This window comes from Sinorhizobium fredii USDA 205, from assembly GCF_001461695.1.
GTDB classification, from domain to species: domain Bacteria; phylum Pseudomonadota; class Alphaproteobacteria; order Rhizobiales; family Rhizobiaceae; genus Sinorhizobium; species Sinorhizobium fredii.
In genome coordinates this window covers 1-1,680 of sequence record NZ_AUTC01000079.1, presented here as the reverse complement: position 1 = coordinate 1,680, position 1,680 = coordinate 1, and the positions used below count along the sequence as shown (strand labels likewise).

The 1,680-nt window shown below is 58.9% G+C and carries 1 protein-coding gene and 1 pseudogene; both read left to right on the top strand.

Annotated elements, in window-relative coordinates:
* Positions 1-421: 421 nt before the first annotated feature.
* Positions 422-749, top strand: a pseudogene (locus N181_RS34710) (adenylate/guanylate cyclase domain-containing protein); the annotation flags it as partial.
* Positions 750-764: 15 nt separating this feature from the next.
* Positions 765-1,406, top strand: coding sequence for a peroxiredoxin-like family protein (locus N181_RS09520; protein WP_037437162.1), 642 nt, complete (start codon positions 765-767; stop codon positions 1,404-1,406).
* Positions 1,407-1,680 lie beyond the last annotated feature (274 nt).

Sequence of the window (1,680 nt, the reverse complement as noted above, 5' to 3'; positions counted from 1 at the left end):
GCACTTGATTTCATCAAAAGTGAGTCAGAGCCAAATTTGCATGCCGAAACACACCCTGGTGATATCTACAGGAACAAGCAGAACCGACCCGATGCGGTCGTTAAACGACAACGCTTGGAATGTCCGGTACAGGCCTGATGATTCGGAATTGTCGCAACGGGTGGCGAGCAGAAGTTCGATGTGGCGAGGCCGGAAGGCACTTTCCGCGCCACTTCCGGACCTTTGCCCTTATTGCGCCGAAGGTCGCGTTTCGACCCCGTTGATGACCTTGGTCGTCTCAGACTTGAGCGTCCAAAACGAGGTCGGGAACCGGACCTTCAGCGCAATAGCATTCGGGAGTGCTCTCGTGTGAGGTCATTCGCCACATTTGGCATCCGGTCACATCGAGGCCGCCCGAGTTTCAAGACGTTGAACACTGGGAGGTGTACCGGCCGCCGAGAAGGCAATCGAGATCCACTGTGCGCTCGCCCAACGTGAGCATCTGGCGGTGCCGTTGATCGTCCTGGCGCTGGCGCAAATCCACCAATGCCACGGAAGCCGGAACTCGCTGTCCGTTATTATAGCGAGCGCTCATGACGGCTTGGGAGACGGGCGAACCGCAGATGCTTTTTCCGTGTTAAGATGGGCTTGCAACGCTTAATCTCGACCTCGGCAATGTGGCAGAAGCCAAACGCTAACTTACTCTGGCGCGGGAGGTTTGCGCCCAGCACGGGCTCAAACCCGAAGCGCTGGTCGTGTTGCCTTTTCTTGCGAGGAGGTTGTCCATGTCCACGAGTAGTGTCGACCGCCCGCTGCAGCCGGGCGACCGGGCACCAGATGTCGTACTCGATGCCATCTCGCGCGAAGGCAAGGTCGCGCTCAATGATTTTCGAGGCCGTAGCCCGTTACTGATCGGTTTGTTTCGAGGCCTACACTGTCCGTTCTGCCGGCGCCATGTCGCGGCGATGGCGCAACTCAAACCGGCCCTACATGAGAAAGGCGTCGAATGCCTGGCGGTGGTCAACACGCCGGTCGAACGCGCGCGGCTCTATTTCCGGTACCACCCGACACCAGATCTTCTCGCGGCGTCCGATCCGGAGCGAGCCTCGCACCGTGCTTTCGGCTTGCGTGAGGTCGGGATGGACACGGTCATGGCGATACGGGTCCATCTCCCGGGCGAGTTGCCCGAGCCTATGGACGTAATGGCAATGAACGAGTTTCTCAACAAGAAGGAAGGATATGAGATTACGGAAGCCGATCAGCAGATGATGGCTTCCGGCCAGGCGCAGCTTGTCGGTCAGTTCCTACTGGACCGGGCGGGGATCGTACGCTGGAGCTTCACTGAAGTTTTGGAGATTGGCTATACGTTCAGGGCGCCGAATCCCGAGGAACTGATGTCGGCGGCTTCCGAAGTCGCACATCAATAGGCTGCTGAAAACTCGCTCGACGACCACCGTCCTGTGGTAATTCCGTGGGTTTGAGCCATCATCAAGGTAGTCAAGCGCGGCGGCTAAGGTCTGCCCGTAAGCTTCGTAGCGATTTCCATGCAACGGCCCCGCGGAGTCACCTGGCGCTGGAGTGAGAGCCTCAGCGCATATGCGGGGCCACTTCCGCTCCTTGCCGCGATCACGTCGTTCTGATAGGCGCCCCATACGGCATGGTTCCACCGAGGCTGTGTGGAAACGCCTGGTGCTGTGTGGT